Genomic DNA, 20,237 nt, shown 5'->3' with positions numbered 1-20,237 from the left:
GCGTGCGACGTGTGACGTCGACGCCTGATAAAAAAGGTGTTTTGTGGGTCGAATCATTGCGGTAGCCAATCAAAAAGGCGGAGTGGGTAAAACCACCACCACTGTTAATTTATCTGCGTCTTTGGTGGCGACAAAACGTAAAGTATTGGTCATCGACTTGGACCCACAAGGAAATGCCACCATGGGCAGCGGCGTGAATAAGCATGAACTGGAGCAATCTGTTTATGATGTTTTGGTTGAAAGTGCAGCGGTTAATGATGTGAAAGTTGCCACAGACCCAGCTGGTTACGACATGATTCCTGCCAACGGTGATTTAACCGCCGCCGAAGTGGCGCTAATGGATTTAGACCACAAAGAACGCCGATTAAAAATGGCGCTGGATGCGGTGAAAGATCAATACGACTATATCCTAATTGACTGTCCACCATCACTTAACATGTTAACCGTGAATGCCTTTGTGGCTGCTGACGGTATCATTATCCCCATGCAATGCGAGTATTATGCACTTGAAGGCTTAACAGCATTAATGAATACCATTGAGCGTATTAAACAAATAAACCCGAAATTAGAAATCGACGGCTTATTGCGCACCATGTATGACCCAAGGGCCAGTTTAACCACCGACGTATCAGCACAATTGATTAATCACTTTGGTGACAAAGTCTATGGCACCGTGATTCCCCGTAATATTCGTTTAGCGGAAGCCCCTAGTTATGGCATCCCTGCTCTGTGTTATGATAAAAACTCACGAGGGGCTGTGTCTTATTTAGCTCTAGCTGGTGAAGTGAATCGCAAAAACCAATCTGTACAACATTAATTACTTTATTTAAGCGGCATCAAGAACATGGCAAAAAAACGTGGATTAGGTGGAATGGGGTTGGATGCCCTACTGGCAGGAGCAGCCAGTCAAAAAGGCAATCAAAATCAAGATGTGCCAGAGCAAGCCGAATCTGAAACCGTTAGTAGTAAAGATGTACTAAAGAACTTACCTGTAGAATTTTTGCAACCGGGCCAGTATCAGCCGCGCAAAGACATGCACCCAGAAGCACTGGAAGAGCTGGCCGCATCCATCAAAGTACAGGGCATTATGCAGCCCATCGTCGTACGTGCCATCGCCCCTTCCGCTAAAAATACCAAATACGAAATCATCGCCGGTGAACGTCGCTGGCGCGCTGCGCAAATGGCTGGGCTGCATGAAGTGCCTGCTATTATCCGCGAAGTAGCCGACGAAGCGGCCATCGCCATGGCGCTGATTGAAAATATCCAAAGGGAGAATCTCAACCCAATGGAAGAAGCGGTGGCCTTGTCTCGATTACAACAAGAGTTTGAATTAACTCAGCAGCAAGTAGCCGAAGCGGTAGGTAAAAGTCGTGTGACCGTAACAAACCTACTACGCTTGATGAATTTAAATGATGATGTGCGCATATTACTAGAGCATGGTGATATTGAAATGGGCCATGCCCGCGCCCTGCTTGGCTTACAAGATGAGCATCAAAGTGAAGCGGCTCGACATGTGGTAGCTAAAAGCTTTACGGTTCGCCAAACCGAAGCCTTAGTGCGCACTTGGCATGAGCAAAAATCCAATATAGCTAAACCAAAATCGGATCCTAACATCCAGCGTTTAGAGACAAGCTTGGGTGATCGTCTTGGCGCAAAAGTAGAGCTCAAACATAACGCCAAAGGCAAAGGCAAGTTGGTGATCAACTATGCTAGCTTAGATGAGTTAGACGGCATTTTAAGCCACATCAAATAATCCTCCTCTATATCAGCCAACTTTGCATAGTTGGCTGATAGTTTCATTGTTATCTGTTATTAACACAACTACACTCGCGTTCGTTTGTATGAAAAACAAACAGTGGTTACCCTGTGTCACTGTAAATGCTTAATTTAAATGAGAATAAAGTGAATGGCTGGTTGAAGCTAACTCCTATAGCCAATATAATTCGGCGCGCCTTATTTAAGGCGATGTTAGTGGATGATCGCTGTTGATGTTGGTAAGTGACAGTCGGAGATACCTTTGAGACAAACCATTTCTAGGCCTCCGGTTTATCGTATTACGCTGATTCAGTTAGCCTTAACACTGGTTTGCACAGGCCTGTTTTTGATTCGCAGCCAAGATGCCGCCATATCCGCCCTAGCCGGTGGATTAATATGCGCTATCCCCAACGCTTACTTTATACATAAAGCGTTTTTGTACACAGGGGCGCGCCAAGTACAACCTATGCTGCAATCGTTTTATCAGGGTGGCACATGGAAAATGGTACTCACAGCGATTGGGTTCGCTGCAGCATTTAAGCTGATACAACCCTTGGATTTTCTCGCATTGATGACAACCTTTGTGTTGGTATTAAGCGTAAACGTATTTGTTTCTAAGATTGCAAAAATATAAACCTTTTAGACGAGAGTGACTTATGGCGGGTAATTCGACCGAATACATAAAACACCACCTCACTAACTTAACCTACGGTAAATTACCGGAAGGCACTGAGCGAGTAGATGGTACAGTACTAACTGAAGATACGTGGACACTAGCACAAAGTGCTGCTGAAGCGGGTCAAATGGGCTTCATGGCACTGCATGTTGACTCATTAGCTTGGTCGATAGGCCTTGGCGCATTGATCATGTTCTTGTTCTATCGCGCAGCTCGTAAAGCCACTACAGGTGTGCCAACGGGCTTCCAGAACTTCGTAGAAGTAATGGTTGAATTCATTGACAACACAGTGAAAGAATCTTTCCACGGTCGTAACCCTCTGGTTGCACCATTGGCGTTAACTATTTTCTGTTGGGTTTTCATGATGAACTTCATGGATTTAATCCCAGTAGACGTATTACCTAAGCTGTTCGAACTAGGCTTTGCCGCAGCAGGCAATGATCCACACCATGCATTCATGAAAGTGGTACCTTCAACTGACCCTAACATTACCATGGGTATGTCCATTACCGTATTTGCCTTGATGATCTTCTACAGCATTAAAGTAAAAGGTTTCGGCGGCTTCCTTGGTGAGCTAACCCTACACCCATTTAACGTTAAGAACCCATTTGTTCAGGCGTTATTTGTACCTGTGAACTTCTTCTTAGAGTCCATTGCCTTGATCGCTAAGCCGATCTCACTGGCATTGCGTTTGTTCGGTAACATGTATGCAGGTGAGATGATCTTCATCCTTATCGCACTACTGTTCTCGGCTGGCTTAGCGCTTGGTTTACTTGGTGGCGTACTACAATGGGCGTGGGCAGTTTTCCACATTCTTGTAATCACGTTGCAAGCATTCATCTTTATGATGTTGACCATAGTGTATTTGTCTATGGCTCACGAAGACCATTAAACGATTTTTTAACCCTTTAACTTAACCGTTAATTTTAACTTAACTTTAAAAAACTGGAGTAAATTATGGAAATGATCTACATCGCAGCCGCTCTTATGATCGGTCTAGGTGCACTAGGTACGGCTATCGGTTTCGGTATCCTTGGTGGTCGTCTACTTGAAGGTTCTGCTCGTCAGCCTGAACTAGCGCCAATGCTACAAGGTAAAATGTTCCTTATCGCTGGTCTATTAGATGCCGTACCTATGATCGGTGTTGGTCTTGGTCTATACCTAATGTTCGCAGTTGCAGGTTAATCTTTAACTTTCATACGTAACACAACGAACTAGAGGACTAAGGCGTGAATATTAATTTGACTCTGATTGGCCAAATCATCGCCTTTGCTGTTTTCGTTGCATTCTGCATGAAGTTTGTTTGGCCTCCGCTAATCAATGCAATGCAAGAACGTGCAAAGAAAATCGCAGATGGTTTGGACGCAGCGAATCGTGCTGAACGTGATTTAAAATTGGCGCAAGAAAAAGCCGGTTCTCAATTACGTGAAGCAAAAGAACAAGCTGCCCAGATCATTGAGCAAGCCAACAAGCGCGCTAGCCAAATCATTGATGAAGCCAAAGAAACGGCTCACAAAGAAGGCGACCGCATTAAAGTTGCAGCTCAAGCAGAAATTGATCAAGAAGTTAACCGCGCGAAAGAAACTTTACGTAGTAAGGTTTCAGCACTAGCAGTAGCCGGCGCTTCTAAAATCCTGGAAACCTCAATTGATGTTGAGAAGCACAATGCGCTTCTTGATAAATTGGCAGAAGAGCTATAAGCGAGGTTTACCATGGCTGAACTTTCAACATTGGCACGTCCATACGCGAAAGCAGCCTTCCAAGCCGCTGTTGACGCTGGTGAATTGCAAGCATGGTCAACCATGCTTTCAGTAGCCAGCCAAGTAGCCGATCAAGATCAGGTAGAAGAAGTACTTTCTAATCCTGGCCTAACCGGCACACAGCAGGCTCAAACATTTATTGATGTTTGTGGTGAAATATTGAACGAAGCAGGTCAAAACCTAGTTTCAGTTCTAGCAGAAAACAAACGTATTTCTCTGCTACCACAAATTTCTGAACAGTTTGAGCACTTGAAGGCCGAGCTAGAAAAAGCCGTAGATGTAGAAATCATCTCCGCTTTCGAAGTAACGGACGATACTAAGCAAAAATTGACTCAAGCTCTCAAAGCCAAACTTGATAAAGACGTACGTGTAACCACTACTGTTGATTCAACATTAGTAGGTGGTGCCATCATCCGAGCGGGTGATTTGGTAATTGACGGTACGCTTAAAGGCAAGTTGGCCAAGTTAGCCGAAGCGATGAACTCCTGAGTTTGAGGGATAAAGCATGCAGCAACTAAATCCTAGCGAAATTAGCGATGTGATCAAAAGCCGTATCGAGAAACTTGATACGTCTTCTGAAGCTCGCACCGAAGGTACCATAGTATCCGTCGCTGACGGTATCGTGCGTATCCACGGACTAGCCGACGTAATGTACGGCGAAATGATTGAATTTGACGGTGGCCTATACGGCATGGCGCTTAACTTAGAGCGCGATTCTGTCGGTGCAATCGTATTGGGTGATTACCTACCACTACAAGAAGGCCAAAAGGCTCGTTGTACTGGTCGTATCCTTGAAGTACCTACTGGCCCAGAACTACTTGGCCGTGTGGTTGACGCTCTTGGTAACCCAATTGACGGGAAAGGCCCAATCGAAGCAAAAGTATCTACTCCTGTAGAACGTATTGCTCCGGGCGTAATCTCTCGTAAATCAGTAGATCAACCTGTGCAAACTGGTTATAAATCAGTCGATGCCATGGTTCCTGTTGGCCGTGGCCAGCGTGAACTTATCATCGGTGACCGTCAGACTGGTAAAACAGCGATGGCAATCGATGCGATCATCAACCAAAAAGACTCTGGCATTAAGTGTGTATACGTAGCCATCGGTCAGAAGCAATCTTCAATTGCGAACGTTGTTCGTAAACTTGAAGAACACGGCGCAATGGAAAACACCATTATCGTAGCCGCTTCTGCATCTGATCCAGCTTCTATGCAGTTCTTGTCTGCGTACTCTGGTTGTGCAATGGGTGAATACTTCCGTGACCGCGGTGAAGACGCACTAATCGTATATGATGATTTGACTAAACAAGCTTGGGCTTACCGTCAAATTTCATTGCTATTGAAACGTCCTCCTGGTCGTGAAGCATACCCTGGTGACGTATTCTATTTGCACTCTCGCTTACTAGAGCGTGCATCTCGCGTAAATGCGAACTACGTTGAGCAATTCACCAATGGTGAAGTGAAAGGTCAAACCGGTTCTTTAACCGCTCTGCCTATCATCGAAACTCAAGGTGGTGACGTATCTGCGTTCGTACCAACTAACGTTATCTCCATTACAGATGGTCAGATCTTCTTAGAAACTAACCTATTCAATGCGGGTATTCGCCCAGCAATGAACGCCGGTATTTCGGTATCGCGTGTTGGTGGTTCTGCACAAACTAAGATCATCTCTAAATTAGGTGGTGGTATCCGTCTAGCCTTGGCTCAGTACCGTGAACTAGCAGCGTTTGCTGCCTTCGCATCTGACCTAGATGACGCGACTCGTGAGCAGTTAGAGCACGGTAAAGCTGTTACTGAACTAATGAAGCAGAAACAGTACGCGCCTATGTCTGTAGCAGAAATGGCTATCATGCTATTCGCTGCTAACGAAGGTTATCTAAAAGACGTAGCCGTAGAAAAAATTGGTGACTTTGAAGCATCACTTCTTTCTTACGCCCACGCTGAGTTCAAAGACCTAGTAAATCTGATTAACGGTGCCGGTAAATACGGTGACGACGAGAAGAATGGTCTGAAAGACTTACTTGAGAAATTTAAGGCAACTCAAACCTACTAAGCTTCGGCTTAGTCGGTTCGCCGAGTAGATAATAGGGGCAGTCATATGGCAGTCGGAAAAGAGATTAAGCAGAAAATCGGCAGTATTAACAATACGCGTAAGATTACATCTGCTATGGAAATGGTAGCCGCCTCGAAGATGCGTAAAGCGCAGACTCGTATGGAAGCTGGCCGTCCATATGCGGAAAAAATCCGCGCGGTAGTGGGCCATATGGCCAACGCTACCAGTGAATACCGTCATGCCTATCTGCAAGAGCGAGAAGTAAAACGCGTTGGTTACATCGTCGTGACTTCTGACCGTGGTTTATGTGGTGGCTTAAACACCAACTTGCTACGTAGCTTGATGAAAGAAATGCAACAGTTCAACGAAGATAAAGTTGAAGTGGATATTTGTGCCATTGGCCAAAAAGGCGTTTCATTCTTCAAAAGCTTCGGCGGCAATGTGGTTGCAGCTAAAACTCACATGGGTGACGTACCAGAAATCAACGATTTAATCGGTAGTGTTAAGGTGATGCTAGATAAGTTTGATAACGGCGAAATCGACCGTTTGTATCTAGTGGGCAACAAGTTTGTTAACACCATGACGCAAAAACCAACCGTTGAACAACTTCTACCGCTTGAAGCTGAACAAGACGAAGCACTAAGTGGCCACTGGGACTACATCTACGAACCAGATGCGCAAGCATTATTAAACGAAATGTTGGTTCGTTACATTGAGTCTCAGGTATATCAAGCCGTTGTTGAAAACACAGCGTGTGAGATGGCAGCACGGATGTTGGCGATGAAAGCCGCAACCGACAATGCAGGTGACTTCATTAAAGAGCTGAACTTGTTATACAACAAGGCTCGTCAGGCAGCGATTACACAAGAGATCTCCGAGATCTGTAGTGGCGCAGCAGCGGTATAGGCTTGCAGATTAAAGGTTTATAAGAGGATTTAACAATGAGTAGCGGAAAGGTCGTACAGATCATCGGCGCTGTAATCGATGTGGAATTCCCACGCGATTCAGTACCAAAAGTATATGACGCGCTTAAAGTTGAAGGCGGAGAAATCACGCTAGAAGTTCAACAACAGCTGGGTGACGGTATCGTACGTACCATCGCCATGGGTTCTACAGAAGGCCTAAAGCGCGGTTTAGTAGCTGAAAACACAAACGGTCCAATTCAAGTACCAGTTGGTACTGAAACACTTGGCCGTATCATGGACGTTCTTGGACGTCCTATCGATGAATGTGGCGAAATTGGTGAGAAAGAAGTTTCTTCTATTCACCGTAAAGCCCCAACTTTCGATGAGCAAGCAAACTCTACAGATTTGCTAGAGACTGGTATCAAAGTAATCGATCTAGTTTGTCCATTCGCTAAGGGTGGTAAAGTTGGTCTATTCGGTGGTGCCGGTGTTGGTAAAACTGTAAACATGATGGAATTAATCAACAACATCGCAAAAGCGCACTCAGGTTTATCTGTATTCGCTGGTGTTGGTGAGCGTACTCGTGAAGGTAACGATTTCTACTACGAAATGGCTGAGTCTGGTGTTGTAAACCTAGACGACAAAACCAAATCTAAAGTAGCCATGGTTTACGGACAAATGAATGAGCCACCGGGTAACCGTTTACGCGTAGCGTTGACTGGTCTAACCATGGCTGAGAAATTCCGTGACGAAGGTAAAGACGTACTACTTTTCGTAGATAACATCTACCGTTACACACTTGCGGGTACTGAGGTATCTGCACTTCTAGGTCGTATGCCTTCTGCGGTAGGTTACCAGCCAACTCTTGCTGAAGAGATGGGTGTACTGCAAGAGCGTATTACCTCGACTAAAACTGGTTCGATCACCTCTATCCAAGCGGTATACGTACCTGCGGATGATATGACGGATCCAAGCCCAGCAACTACGTTTGCTCACTTGGACTCAACTGTATCTCTGTCTCGTGAAATCGCTTCAAAAGGTATCTACCCTGCAATCGACCCACTAGACTCTACCTCTCGTCAGTTAGATCCTCTAGTAATCGGTCAAGAGCACTACGACGTAGCTCGTGGCGTTCAAACTGTATTGCAGCGTTATAAAGAACTGAAAGACATCATCGCCATCCTTGGTATGGACGAACTGTCTGAAGAAGATAAGCAAACTGTATCTCGTGCACGTAAGATCGAGCGTTTCTTATCTCAACCTTTCCACGTTGCTGAAATCTTCACTGGCGCGCCTGGTAAGTACGTATCGCTTAAAGAGACGATCCGTGGCTTCAAAGGTTTGTTAGATGGTGAATTCGATGCTCTACCAGAACAAGCGTTCTACATGGTAGGTACAATCGAAGAAGCAATCGAGAAAGCGAAAACCTTCTAATAGGAGAGAAAGCTATGGCAATGACGGTTCACTGCGATATCGTTAGCGCTGAAGAGGCTATCTTCTCCGGCTTGGTTGAGCTGCTAGTTGCGGCAGGTGAGCAGGGTGATGTAGGTGTAATGCCTGGTCACGCTGCCCTTGTGACTTCACTAAAACCAGGCCCCGTTCGCATTATTAAGCAGAACGGTGAAGAGGAAATCTTCTACGTATCAGGTGGCTTTTTAGAAGTTCAGCCTAACTCAGTAACAGTTTTGGCTGATACTGCGTTACGCGCTGATAACATCGACGAAGCAGCCGCGCTTGAAGCGAAAAAACACGCTGAGCAAGCACTAGAAAATCAAAACGGTGATTTTGATTACTCTCGTGCCGCGTCTCAGCTTGCGGAATCAATGGCTCAGATTCGCACCCTGCAGCAAATCCGCGAAAAACTAGGTAAGCGTTAATTTCTTAAACCATTACCTAAATGAAAAGACCTGCTTTTGCGGGTTTTTTTATATCTGATGTTTATGAATTAAGTAAGCTGATCAGCTTGCCCTATTAAACTCACATGGCTTATGTTTGCACTGAGCAGCAAATCCGCGAAAAACTGGGTAAGCGTTAATTTCTTAATTAACCATTACCTAAATGAAAAGACCCGCTTTTGCGGGTTTTTTTATGTCTGTTGTATCTGAATTAAGTAAGCTCATTAGCTTGCCTTATTCAGAATTTAAATGACTTCTATGGGGTAGGTCTGTGAAAAAGTGGCTAGGCGATAATTTGTAAGTGGTGACTAATTAAATGAAAAAAACCGCTTATGCGGTTTTATTGGTTTTAATTTTAGTTATTTAATTCTGGGTAATTTAGATTGTTTGAAGCGCAGGTCACACATTATTGCTGGTTAGTTTCTTAATAATCTTAGTAATAGAAAGTGCATTTTGATATAAAAGATAAGTGGCAGATTGGGTGTTGTAATCAATTAATGATGATTTCATGAAGTCCAATTTTGCTTGAATTCTACGAAGTTGGATAAACGCGGCTTCGGATAATTTAGACGTTTGAAGAAATTCTAAATCCAACTGTATTTGTTTGAATACTTCTGCTTGATCTAATAAAAAATCATGCTGTGTAAACATAGTTGTACCGTATATCGTACTGTCTACATCCAGTGCTCTAGCTGAAAGTAAAAAGGTATTGAGCTGAATTCGGCCCAAAGCTTCAACTGTATTAAGGGATTTTTTTTGCCTATTTTTATGTTCTAGAAATAAATCAACGGCATATTTTCTGAAATTCCCTCGAATATTCTCATTCAAAGATGCACCCATACCGACCATTTGCTCATATTTTAATGTTGGGAGCAATTCCTGCCATTTCTGAGAGAATTGCTTATCAACGGGGTCGCTTGATTGTGATATATGGGAAGTAGCTTCTTTGAAATAGCGATTAAAATCTTGATTAAATCGTTTGTCTTCACTGGATAGCAAGTACATATAAAATGCTGACATGCCCTTGGTAACAGAAAGATAGTGTTTATCAAATGAGGATAAAGCATTTACGGAGATGCTTAAAAAAACGAGAATTATGCTAATTGCAGCTCTAAACATCAGAGAATACCTGTCATTTTAATTATTATTTATTACAAAAATAACCTATATATGAGATATATTGTGTAACATAGGTGACATAATTCACCTAAAGATCTAATCATGCGACGGCATACAAGCTGAATTGGTAGTTTGGACGGGCTTAAAAAAGAAGAGCCTAGTTACTGCTCTGTTGCTATACCAGCAGAGCAGTAAAACAAGCGTTATTTATATACCTTTCGAATCTGACGGTTTCAAGTTGACGACTCTGTAATAGGGGCGGTTTATAACTTTCAAGCCATTCCATTTTGATACAAAGACCCCCGTTAAGTTGGTAAATAGCCATAGTACCAGTGCTCACAATAATTAAAGCAGGCTGCTGGCAATAACATTTTGGTCTTGTTGTTGCTCAGTCATGATTTTATCGATGGCCAATGCGTTTTGGTATAACAAATATGTGGCTGAGCGAGTGTCATAATCAACCAAAGATGGCTTCATAAAACGGAATTTTGCTTCTATTCTTCTTAGTTGTTTTTGATAGCTTTTTGGTAGGCCTGAACCAAGTAGAGCTTTAAGGTCTGCTTCTACTTGATTAGCCACCTCAACTTGATCCAATAAACGGTCGTGATCGTTAAACAGGTTGGTGCCGTAAATTGAACTGTCTAAGTCTAGTGATCGTGCAGATAATAATGAGCTGAAAATCTGAATGCGTTCATAGGCATTAATAGCGTATTTACTTCCCTTTGGATTTTTTTGAAACTCTAAATATAAATCCACTACATAGGCTCTAAAACCTAAACGTGCAGACTGAGGAAGTAATAAGCCCATCCCCTTACTTTTGTCATAAGCCAATGTTGGTTTTAATTCCATCCAGCGTTTTAGAATATTTTGCTTGCTCGGGTCTTTCGATTCAATAATGAACTCGGTGGCCAGATCGAATTGCTTTTCGTACGCTACTTTGAATTTCTTATCTTCATTTGATAACAGATACATGTAAAAAGATGACATGCCTTGGGTAACAGCAAGGAAGTGTCTTTCAAATGGGGTAAGTGCCATGCTAGAGAGGCTAACTAGCATTAAGCTTAAGGATAATGCAACTCTTAACATAAGAGATAACCTGTTTTTTATTTTTTTGAGACTCATAACTTAATCTATCTGTTGATAATTTTCAGCTACCCAATTGATCAAAATGTCATTTTTATTAAGAATATGTCGCTTTATTACTGACTAATTGTCTTTTTAGTCAAAAAAAGACCTAAAAACCACGGGTCAGACCAATAATGGAATGAAAGAACTTAAACTATTTTGTTTTTATTTGAAATTATTCTAACAAATTTGGAAGTTGATCATGCACTTTTTGGTCATTACAGGCCATTACTTATTTTTTGATAAATTCTATCTAGCACTTAAGTAAGATTTGTTTAGCTAGATTTGTAAGTTGTCACTAGTGTTACACTTTTTAAAAAAATTAGTCGGTTAAAATTGCCACCTAATTTCCTGTTGTTTAATATTTAATCAGCGAGAAATGATAAGAATAAAGAAAAGATCGCACACAATAATAATTAAATATAACAAAAACTATGAAGGTTCCCTCTCATGCTTAGCCTAAAAAATGTAATGCTAGCCGCTTTCTCTTTTGCTCTTGTTTCTGGTGCTAATGCCATCGGTGGTGGTGGCGGTGGTAGCAATGGCCCATCAAAAATGATTGTGGGCGATTCAATATTCGCACTGTCTGGTGATATCCACTCTTACCTTGAAGATGACCTAAACGAAGAAATTGACACTCATGCACGTAGTGGCTGCCAAATGCTGGGTGGTAACTTGATCTGCTCTAGTTATTACCGTATTCCTCGTCAATACGACCGAGCTTCTAAGACGGGTATTGATACAGTGATCTTTAACGGTGGTGGTAACGACTTCCTATTAGGCGACGGCGGTGATTGCTCAACTTCAGCTTGTGTTTCTGGTGTATTGGCTGATGTGGAAGAAGCCATTGCAGGTATGGTTTCTGATATGCAAGACGATGGTATGGATCAAATTATCTTCCTTGGTTACTACTACACTGAAGATGAAAACAACAATGCAATTAACCTAGAGTCAGCAAATTATAAAGCGGCTAACTACCCAGCTATGGGCATTGATTTCATCGATACTCGTGCAAGCTTCCAAGGTAACGAATGGCGTTATATCAGTAGCGATGGCATTCACCCAACTGCAGCGGGTTCACGTGTGCTGGCTGATCTAATTAAAGCTGAACTTAACTAAGATTCCGCTTTATTGAAAAGAAAACACCGTGATAGCCTCACGGTGTTTTTTTTTGCTTTAATGATTACTTCAATTACGTTGGTTGGTTGCTATGAATGTCTTGTTAGGTCTTATTTTAGTTGGTGTGTCTTTTGGTGCGATGGCACAAGATAAGATAAGTAACTTTTTAGGAATGGAGTTTGTTCAAATTAAGGCAGGTGAATTCTTGATGGGTAGTCCAGAGGTTGAGCTTGGTCGCAGAGAAGATGAACGTCAGCATCCTGTTCTTATAAGCAAAAATTTCTGGTTGCAAACCACAGAGGTCACACGAAAGCAATGGGTCACTCTAATGCAGGGGGATCCATCCAGCCATCGAAACTGTGGGCAGCAATGCCCTGTCAATCGAGTTAAATTTGAATGGATTCAAGCATTCATCGAAAAGCTCAACCAACAAGATACTCAATACAGTTATCATCTACCCACAGAAGCGCAGTGGGAATATGCAGCAAGGGCGGGAACGAAGACGCCGTTTTCAACAGGTAAATGTTTAAAAGCTTCACACGCAAATTTTAAGGCACTTGATCCTTACGGAGAATGTGAGGTGGGGGCGCGAGCTAAGGGACCAAAACCTGTAGCCAGTTATCAAGCTAATCACTGGGGGTTGTTTGATATGCATGGTAATGTTTGGGAAATGGTTAGTGACTACTATGGTGAGTATCCAACAACTAAAGTCACAGATCCAGAAGGACCAAAAGTGGGTGAGCGCCGTGTATTACGTGGCTCAAGCTGGTTCAGTGGCCAAACCATGGCACGCTCAGCGAGTCGCTTGAATGCAAAAAATGATATTGCAGGGTTCCGCTTGGTGGCTAAGGCTAAATAAGTGCAAACCACGGAATATCGTCTTATTTCTACTTTAGTGTGTGCATTGCAAAAAGAGAGCACAGTATTCGACTCAGATATTTACCCTATTAAAGAGGAGATTGCGATCTCAACTTGAGTGATGCAAACGCTCAAGTTAAGCAAATCAAGGTGGGGTCTTGACCTTTGCTTCCGATCAAGCGGTATTATCCTCCGCAACCAACTTCAAACAGTAGTGACTAATGTGCGTTATCGTTTTAATTGATCATATGAAATGTTGTAATGGATCAAAGCTAAGTAAGCATAATTAATGATGTTAGTAACACGGACAGTGCTTTTGATTACTTGTATCAAATTATCAAAAACGTATCGTTTTCCTTTGTGGTATATGCTGGCCTAGGGTTCGTTATTAAAAGCAGGGTTTGAAATCAATTGAAAGTGCTTCTTTACATCGCAGTGAATTGAAATAGGGATGCATTAATATGGCCGACATTCGTACATGATCTCTAAAGCGCCTCATGTGTTTTGAGTGCCACTTATTATTCATATTAAAGTCGATTAATACCTCTTTTCGTATAGAGCTGTACATTTACACCTGTCACATCGGTTAGAAGGATTATGCGCTTAGATATTTTGCTAAGCATAAAGCGGGATGTTTTGTAACATTTTCTTTATAATAGCCGCGTTAAGTTAATATCGAGAATGGCTTGTGCTCAAACTGAAAAATACTCTTTTAGTACTCTTGTCCTTGTGGGCGTTGGTTATTCTTCCTGACCTTATTTACGGCGTATTCAATAAAAATTATTTAGCGGGATATGATTTTAAGAGTATTTTGATTACTTTGGTGTTAATGGTATCCATGTTATTGAGCCCAACACCTCGGTTTAATCAAGTGGTATTACTTGCTTTAGCATTGATGCAAGCTACGCAGCTTATGTACTTCCAATACTTTGGAGGCTTTTACAGTGCGTTTGATATAGTGTTAATGATGGGAGAGGTGCATGATACGATCATTGGCTTTACCGATAGCCTAAAATTTTTACTGCCAGTGTTTGGTTTGACCCTGTTTTTTTATGGAGTCGCGTTTTATACCTATAAAAAGTACCACTTAGAGAGTTACACTTTTCGCTATAGCTGGGCTGTATTTGTACTTATTTTAATCTTGCCATTTATACAATCTTTAAATGCGAAAGCATCACAAAAGTTCCAACCGAATATCGCTCACTCGGCGGTTAAAAATGGCCTGTACAGTGTGTCATTTTTTACTGCGCGACAGTTAAAAATATTGGTAGGTTTGCGTAAAGAGATGCCTGTATATCAACCTTATGAGATCACTAAAACGTTAACTGATAAGGCAAATATAGTCATTCTCATGGGAGAGAGCCTGAGTGATCTCAATATGGAGCTTTTTGGTTATGCTCGGAAAACCACCCCTGATTTGATGCCTTATGCATCTGATCCGGCCTTCTTTTACATCCCAGCGATATCCAGTGCAGTTTCCACTCGGGTATCCCTCACATTATTTTATAATGGTGTTTATGAGCCTGATAATGCTGCTCATATTAGTAAGATGGATGCGGCGCTTTACCGTTTAGCCAAACAATCAGGTTATGAAACACATTATATAACCACTCAAAAAAATGCAGGAGGCTTAACATATGCATTTTCATTGGCGGATATTGATACATGGAAAGAAAACAAACATTTAAGCCACTATGATAGTAAGTATGATGATCGCCTACTTATGGAGTTAAAATCACTAAACCTAAACTATGACCAACCTCAATTTATAACTCTACATATGCGGAGCACTCATGTACCGTATGTTGATAACTACCCCGAATCACAGACGGTATTCCCTGTTGAAGGGCAGTCATATGCAGAATATACATTAAACAGTTACGATAATTCTGTGCTATATACACAAAAAGTCATTGCAGACATATATGAGTTCTTCCAAAAATCAGGTAAGCCAACCTATATCTTCTTTGTCCCTGATCATGGGGAACTTACGGGCCAAGGGGGGCGTTTTGGCCACAATGCCGTAGATATAGATATGGCGCGAGTCCCCTTTTTATTTTACGGCCCGAATTTACCAGAAGGTGAAGCTCAGCGATTAAAACAAGAGTTTGGTTGTATGAGTAATCATTATTTGATCAGTCATGAAATAGCTAAATTATTGGGTTACGAAATATTTAATCCAAATGAAAAGTCTGGGGTTTATTACCTAAATGGTACGGATGTTTTTGGGGAAGCAGGTTTTATGACATACAACTTAGAGTCAATGAAAAAAGAAATATGTGATAGTTGAAGAAGTTGTAGAAGATAGCTTTAGGCCTAAAAAATGAACATTATTTGCTAGGTGCCTGTGCTAGCACCACTACTAGCTACCACCATAAGATAGCGGTTATCAGCCAAGCAGGTCATAGTTGTGAACATAAAAGTGAGGGTATATCCGCTAACTAAAGCCCAGCCCACAAGGTGTCAAACATCATCTGTTGCGTGCCTGCAATGGCATCACTATCAATTACAACTACCACAGGGTAGTTGTTATCAGCTAACGAAATCATGGCGACTTTAGGCGGATAGATGGCAATATACGATGCATCTCCCTTTCCTTTTAGCCATTTACGTTCTGCTAGTTCGGCTTCGTCACCACCGTCACCTATGGCGATTACCCGCACATTGATATTTTTAGCCACACGTTGTTTGGTAAAATTAGGGAACGGCCGATACAAGTGCTCACGTAATGCCTGAGTGGAAATAACGGAATATCGTTTGGTTTTACTGCGATCTACACTGCTTAAAATATCTCTGAGCACCAGCTCTACACCATCATCTCCCTCATAAAAGCGTACATTGCCCGCGACCATATCCGTTTTTAAATGTTTTAACTCGGGAATGATGTCGGTTTTCAAATCAATTAGAGTTTGCTCTAAGTGCTGGCGTTTTTGTTCGGCTAAATCAATTAGTCGCTCGGGTGCTTCTGCTTGAAAAATACGACGCTTACCTTTTGGTAAATAATTCACCATGCCTTTGCTAACTAATACTTTTAATGTCTCGTAAGTGGTACCACGGTTTAAACCTGCTTTTGCTGCTAGGTCACGGATTGAAGTTGGACCTAGGATGACTAAGTTATGATAAAGCGTGATTTCTCGTTCGCTTAGGTCTAAGTGTTTCAAGGCATTTAAATTCATGGTTGTCATTTTTTTTGTGACAAAGTGGATTGTAAATTCTATCAAACTCAATAAACTGAGTAATCCCCTTTAATAACTGTCAGTGCAAAATTGACACATGGTCTCAAATTAATGGCCTATATGAAGGTACGACCATGCAAGGAGCAAAGAAAAAACAATGATAGATGTGGTTATCTTAGCAGCGGGACAAGGTTCCCGTATGAAATCCGACCTTCCCAAAGTATTACACCCAATTGCTGGCAAGCCCATGTTAGGCCATGTTATTGATGCCGCTGCACAGGTTCAGGCGGATGCCATGCACGTGGTGGTCGGTCATGGGGCTGATCAAGTAAAAACCCAGTTTAGCCAACAAGCAGGTATTCAATTTGCTTTGCAAACAGAGCAAAAAGGCACAGGTCATGCGGTTATGATGGCCCTAGATAACCTAGCACCTGCAGGCGTCACGTTAATTTTGTATGGTGATGTACCGCTAATACAACCCAACACGTTGGCGTCACTAATCGACATCTGCAAAAGTGGAAACGTGGGCTTATTAACCGTTAACATGGATGACCCAACGGGTTATGGCCGTATTGTCCGTGATGCCAATAACAAAGTGAAAGCCATCGTTGAGCACAAAGACGCAAACGAATCCGAGTTGACTATTCAAGAATGCAATACCGGCATTTTGTCTGTGCCGACTGAAAAACTACATGAATGGTTACCGCAATTATCGAACGATAACGCACAAGGTGAATATTATTTAACCGATGTTATTGCCATGTCGGTTAATGCAGGTATTGACGTACAAACTATTCAGCCTAAATATGCCGAAGAAACTTTTGGCGTGAATAACCGCGCACAACAAGCAGAACTCGAACGTTGGAATCAGGCACGTTTGGTATCCGATTTAATGGCCCAAGGGGTAACAGTATTAGACCCTGCCCGCTTGGACATTCGTCTAGGTAACTCAACTGGTGTTACCGTAGGGCGTGATGTAGTCATTGATGTGAATGTTATTTTAGAAGGTGATGTAATTATTGGTGATGGCGTCACGATTGAAGCTAACTGCATTATCAAAAATACATCCCTTGCAGCCGGTACAAAAGTAAAAGCCTTTAGTCATTTAGAAGACGCCTTAGTGAAAGATGGTTGTGATATTGGTCCTTATGCTCGCTTACGCCCTGGCGCGGTTTTAGAAAACGGTGCAAAAGTGGGCAACTTCTGCGAAGTGAAAAAATCCATCATTGGCGAAGGCAGCAAGGTGAATCACCTGACCTACATTGGTGATGCCATCATAGGTAAAAATGCCAATATTGGCGCAGGCACCATTACCTGTAATTATGATGGTGTGAATAAATTTAAAACCGAAATTGGCGACAACGCATTTGTAGGCTCTAATTCAGCACTAGTGGCACCAGTTAAAATTGGTGATGGCGCAACCGTAGCAGCAGGCTCCACCATTACCAAAGAAGTTGAAGCTGACAAACTAGCAGTGGCTCGTGGTAAGCAGGTTAATTTGAAATGGCAGCGACCAGCCAAAAAGTAAGACGCTGGATGGAATATGTGAGATGAGCAAAATGATTCACAAACTCCTAACAAATTACTGAATAAAAGAATAAAAAGGAAAACGAGGGAAAAAAGATGACTTTACAGAGTCTCACATCTCCCGTTTTCCAATAAGCAAGGAATTAAAGATATGTGCGGAATTGTCGGTGGTATCGCCCAGCGTGACGTAAACGAAATACTAGTCGAAGGTCTGCGACGTCTTGAATATCGCGGCTACGACAGCGCAGGTTTAGCTGTATTAAATACTGACAACCAAATTCAGCGTTGTCGTCGTATGGGTAAAGTAAAAGAACTAGAAGATGGCATAGCCGCGGACCCATTTGCTGGCAAAATCGGTATTGCTCACACTCGTTGGGCCACCCATGGTAAGCCATCACAAGATAACTCTCACCCGCACATGTCCGGTGAGCGTCTTGCTATTGTGCATAATGGCATCATCGAAAACTATGAAGAACTGCGTGAAGAATTAAAAGGGGATGGTTACAAATTCTTATCGCAAACCGACACCGAAGTGGTGGTGCACTTAATTCACCAAAATCTGCAAAAAACCTCATCGCTAACCGATGCGGTAAAAGAAACCATTCTTCGTTTAGATGGGGCCTATGCATTAGGAGTGATTAGTGCGGATCATCCGGGTAAATTAGTAGCCGCCCGACAAGGTTCTCCTTTAGTCATTGGTGTAGGCAGTGGTGAGCATTTCATTGCCTCTGACCAACTTGCCCTATTGCAAGTGACCGACCGTTTCATCTTCTTAAATGAAGGGGACGTAGCGGAACTCACAACCGACCATGTACACGTATGGGATAAAAGCAACGCTGAAGTGGTGCATGATGTTTCTGTGTTTGAACACAAAATGGATGCCGCTGATAAAGGTGAATTCCGTCATTACATGATGAAAGAAATTTACGAACAACCGCAAGTAATTCGTAACTGTCTTGAAGGTCGAATCAATAAAACCCGCTTATTAGAACAAGCCTTTGGCATAAAAGCCAAAGAAGTATTCGATCAAACTCAAGCGGTGCAAATTATTGCCTGCGGTACTTCTTACCACTCAGGTTTGGTTGCTAAATATTGGATTGAAAGTTTAGTGGGTATTCCTTGCCAAATCGAAGTGGCCAGTGAATACCGCTACCGTAAAACGGTTGCCTTACCTAACAGTTTATTCATTACCATTTCTCAATCAGGTGAAACCGCAGACACCCTAGCGGCCTTGCGTAAAGCCAAAGAGTTAGGCTTCACAGCCAGCTTAACCATTTGTAATGTACCCGGATCTTCGTTAGTACGGGAATCGGATTTAGCCATCATGACCAACGCCGGACCAGAAATCGGCGTGGCCTCCACCAAAGCATTTACGTCACAACTAGTAGCCCTCATGCTACTAACCATCGCTCTTGGTCGTCGTCACGGCATGGTAGATCAAGTTGAAGAGGAAATCGTGGCTGACCTTGCAAAACTGCCAGAGCTCATCGAACAAGCCATTGCCATGGATAACGACATCGAAGTCCTAGCCCAAGGCTTTGCCGAAAAACATAATGGCTTGTTCCTAGGTCGTGGCTCTATGTATCCGATTGCAATGGAAGGTGCGTTAAAACTGAAAGAAATTTCGTACATTCATGCTGAAGCTTACCCTGCCGGTGAATTAAAACACGGCCCATTGGCACTGGTGGATAAAGACACCCCAATCGTCACCGTTGCTCCGCAAAACGAATTGTTGGATAAACTGAAATCCAACCTAGAAGAAGTGCGCGCCCGTGGTGGCGAGTTGTATGTGTTCGCTGATGAAAAAGCAAAAGTGCAAAGCACAGATAATATGAAAGTACTTTCCATGCCATCATGCAGTGACTTAATGGAACCGATTTTGTACATCATTCCGTTGCAGTTGTTGAGTTATCATGTGGCGGTTCTTCGCGGGACGGATGTGGATCAGCCGAGGAACCTAGCCAAGTCCGTTACCGTGGAGTAAATCCCTATTGCGCTCGACTAGGCATTGTTGAAAAGATTGCTCAGCACCATCATGTATAACCACATACACTCAAGTGCTTCGCAATCTTTCCGCCTCCCCTAGTCATCGCTCATGACGGGATTTTTATAATCTCAATTGTTGATTAGGGCTCGTTACATAGGCGAGCTATGCGCCTCACTTAAAAATCTTTATGAGCTTCGCAGCCCTGCGGGTGCCTTGTCTGACTGGCGCTCGCTACGGGCTTTTATTTCCCTGATGCTAGCTACAAAAGTAGGTCGATGAGATGGT

Annotated in this window: 19 protein-coding genes; 16 read left to right on the top strand and 3 right to left on the bottom strand. The window is 42.7% G+C overall.

Annotated elements, in window-relative coordinates:
• The first annotated feature begins 43 nt into the window (after positions 1-43).
• From ABWV45_RS14465 to ABWV45_RS14415, 11 genes are all read left to right on the top strand, one after another.
• Positions 44-817, top strand: coding sequence for a ParA family protein (locus ABWV45_RS14465; protein WP_353352432.1), 774 nt, complete (start codon positions 44-46; stop codon positions 815-817).
• A gap of 27 nt (positions 818-844) precedes the next feature.
• Positions 845-1,753, top strand: coding sequence for a ParB/RepB/Spo0J family partition protein (locus ABWV45_RS14460; RefSeq protein WP_353352431.1), 909 nt, complete (start codon positions 845-847; stop codon positions 1,751-1,753).
• A gap of 264 nt (positions 1,754-2,017) precedes the next feature.
• Positions 2,018-2,389 (top strand): ATP synthase subunit I, encoded by a 372-nt coding sequence (locus ABWV45_RS14455; protein WP_353352430.1) that lies wholly within the window; start codon positions 2,018-2,020, stop codon positions 2,387-2,389.
• A gap of 22 nt (positions 2,390-2,411) precedes the next feature.
• Positions 2,412-3,323, top strand: a complete 912-nt coding sequence (gene atpB, locus ABWV45_RS14450) for a F0F1 ATP synthase subunit A (RefSeq protein WP_353352429.1) — start codon at positions 2,412-2,414, stop codon at positions 3,321-3,323.
• A 65-nt stretch (positions 3,324-3,388) separates the two neighbouring features.
• Entirely contained in the window at positions 3,389-3,616 is a 228-nt protein-coding gene (atpE, locus tag ABWV45_RS14445) for a F0F1 ATP synthase subunit C (RefSeq protein WP_353352428.1), read from the top strand.
• Between the two features lie 44 nt (positions 3,617-3,660).
• Complete coding sequence (locus ABWV45_RS14440) at positions 3,661-4,131, top strand: F0F1 ATP synthase subunit B (protein ID WP_353352427.1); 471 nt, start codon at positions 3,661-3,663, stop codon at positions 4,129-4,131.
• Between the two features lie 12 nt (positions 4,132-4,143).
• Positions 4,144-4,680, top strand: a complete 537-nt coding sequence (locus ABWV45_RS14435) for a F0F1 ATP synthase subunit delta (RefSeq protein ID WP_353352426.1) — start codon at positions 4,144-4,146, stop codon at positions 4,678-4,680.
• Between the two features lie 16 nt (positions 4,681-4,696).
• Positions 4,697-6,241, top strand: coding sequence for a F0F1 ATP synthase subunit alpha (atpA, locus tag ABWV45_RS14430; RefSeq protein WP_353352425.1), 1,545 nt, complete (start codon positions 4,697-4,699; stop codon positions 6,239-6,241).
• A 45-nt stretch (positions 6,242-6,286) separates the two neighbouring features.
• On the top strand, positions 6,287-7,147 hold the full coding sequence (gene atpG / locus ABWV45_RS14425) for a F0F1 ATP synthase subunit gamma (RefSeq protein WP_353352424.1): 861 nt from the start codon (positions 6,287-6,289) through the stop codon (positions 7,145-7,147).
• Positions 7,148-7,182: 35 nt separating this feature from the next.
• On the top strand, positions 7,183-8,580 hold the full coding sequence (gene atpD / locus ABWV45_RS14420) for a F0F1 ATP synthase subunit beta (RefSeq protein ID WP_353352423.1): 1,398 nt from the start codon (positions 7,183-7,185) through the stop codon (positions 8,578-8,580).
• Between the two features lie 14 nt (positions 8,581-8,594).
• Positions 8,595-9,023, top strand: coding sequence for a F0F1 ATP synthase subunit epsilon (locus tag ABWV45_RS14415; protein WP_353352422.1), 429 nt, complete (start codon positions 8,595-8,597; stop codon positions 9,021-9,023).
• A gap of 417 nt (positions 9,024-9,440) precedes the next feature.
• On the opposite strand, the gene ABWV45_RS14410 is transcribed toward ABWV45_RS14415, so the two are convergent.
• Both ABWV45_RS14410 and ABWV45_RS14405 read right to left on the bottom strand, forming a co-directional pair.
• Positions 9,441-10,061 carry a hypothetical protein gene (locus ABWV45_RS14410; RefSeq protein WP_353352421.1) on the bottom strand — a complete coding sequence of 207 codons (621 nt, stop codon included), beginning with the start codon at positions 10,059-10,061 and terminating at the stop codon, positions 9,441-9,443.
• Between the two features lie 444 nt (positions 10,062-10,505).
• The gene (locus ABWV45_RS14405) at positions 10,506-11,246 is read right to left on the bottom strand and encodes a hypothetical protein (RefSeq protein ID WP_353352420.1); all 741 of its coding nucleotides are present in this window, start codon (positions 11,244-11,246) and stop codon (positions 10,506-10,508) included.
• A 489-nt stretch (positions 11,247-11,735) separates the two neighbouring features.
• Here ABWV45_RS14405 and ABWV45_RS14400 point away from each other — a divergent pair, with 489 nt between their 5' ends.
• From ABWV45_RS14400 to ABWV45_RS14390, 3 genes are all read left to right on the top strand, one after another.
• Positions 11,736-12,404: an SGNH/GDSL hydrolase family protein gene (locus ABWV45_RS14400; RefSeq protein WP_353352419.1), complete on the top strand. Its 669-nt coding sequence runs from the start codon at positions 11,736-11,738 to the stop codon at positions 12,402-12,404.
• 91 nt (positions 12,405-12,495) lie between these two features.
• Positions 12,496-13,263 carry a formylglycine-generating enzyme family protein gene (locus tag ABWV45_RS14395; protein ID WP_353352418.1) on the top strand — a complete coding sequence of 256 codons (768 nt, stop codon included), beginning with the start codon at positions 12,496-12,498 and terminating at the stop codon, positions 13,261-13,263.
• 687 nt (positions 13,264-13,950) lie between these two features.
• Positions 13,951-15,552, top strand: coding sequence for a phosphoethanolamine transferase (locus ABWV45_RS14390; protein ID WP_353352417.1), 1,602 nt, complete (start codon positions 13,951-13,953; stop codon positions 15,550-15,552).
• Between the two features lie 151 nt (positions 15,553-15,703).
• On the opposite strand, the gene ABWV45_RS14385 is transcribed toward ABWV45_RS14390, so the two are convergent.
• Positions 15,704-16,438: a TrmB family transcriptional regulator gene (locus ABWV45_RS14385; RefSeq protein WP_353352416.1), complete on the bottom strand. Its 735-nt coding sequence runs from the start codon at positions 16,436-16,438 to the stop codon at positions 15,704-15,706.
• A 157-nt stretch (positions 16,439-16,595) separates the two neighbouring features.
• On the opposite strand from ABWV45_RS14385, the gene glmU reads away from it, so the two are divergent.
• On the top strand, positions 16,596-17,966 hold the full coding sequence (glmU, locus tag ABWV45_RS14380; RefSeq protein WP_353352415.1) for a bifunctional UDP-N-acetylglucosamine diphosphorylase/glucosamine-1-phosphate N-acetyltransferase GlmU: 1,371 nt from the start codon (positions 16,596-16,598) through the stop codon (positions 17,964-17,966).
• 150 nt (positions 17,967-18,116) lie between these two features.
• The gene (glmS, locus tag ABWV45_RS14375) at positions 18,117-19,949 is read left to right on the top strand and encodes a glutamine--fructose-6-phosphate transaminase (isomerizing) (protein WP_353352414.1); all 1,833 of its coding nucleotides are present in this window, start codon (positions 18,117-18,119) and stop codon (positions 19,947-19,949) included.
• Positions 19,950-20,237 lie beyond the last annotated feature (288 nt).

This window comes from Oceaniserpentilla sp. 4NH20-0058 (assembly GCF_040371755.1).
Taxonomy (GTDB): Bacteria; Pseudomonadota; Gammaproteobacteria; order Pseudomonadales; family Oceanobacteraceae; genus Bermanella.
This window is presented reverse-complemented; position numbering and strand designations above follow the sequence as displayed.